This window comes from Allochromatium palmeri (genome assembly GCF_009720725.1).
Classification (GTDB): domain Bacteria; phylum Pseudomonadota; class Gammaproteobacteria; order Chromatiales; family Chromatiaceae; genus Thermochromatium; species Thermochromatium palmeri.
In genome coordinates this window covers 1-323 of record NZ_WNKT01000191.1, presented here as the reverse complement: position 1 = coordinate 323, position 323 = coordinate 1, and the positions used below count along the sequence as shown (strand labels likewise).

Below are 323 nucleotides of genomic sequence, written 5' to 3'. Positions count from 1 at the left end.
GCCACGGTCAGCGCCCGCGAGCCGGATCCCAATCCCGATGACAACACCGATACCGTAACGCCGGTGCCGGTCGAGGCACCGCCGGCGAGCACGGCCGATTTGGTGTTGACCAAGAGCGTGGATGAACCCACCCCGACGGTCGGCGACGTCGTGACCTTCACCCTCAGGGTGCACAACCAGGGACCGGCGAATGCCACCGAGGTTCGCGTCATCGAGCCCCTGCCGAGCGGCTACAGCTATGTGGCCGCAACCCCGAGCGTGGGCACCTATGACAGCGCCACCGGTGTCTGGACACTGGGCGCCCTGGCCACGGGCGGGCGCGC

At 69.0% G+C, this 323-nt stretch carries 1 protein-coding gene; it reads left to right on the top strand.

Features of this window, described 5'->3' with window-relative positions:
- Positions 1-323, top strand: a 323-nt coding sequence (locus tag GJ668_RS20045) for a DUF11 domain-containing protein (RefSeq protein ID WP_155451824.1), incomplete at both ends; no start/stop codon positions are given.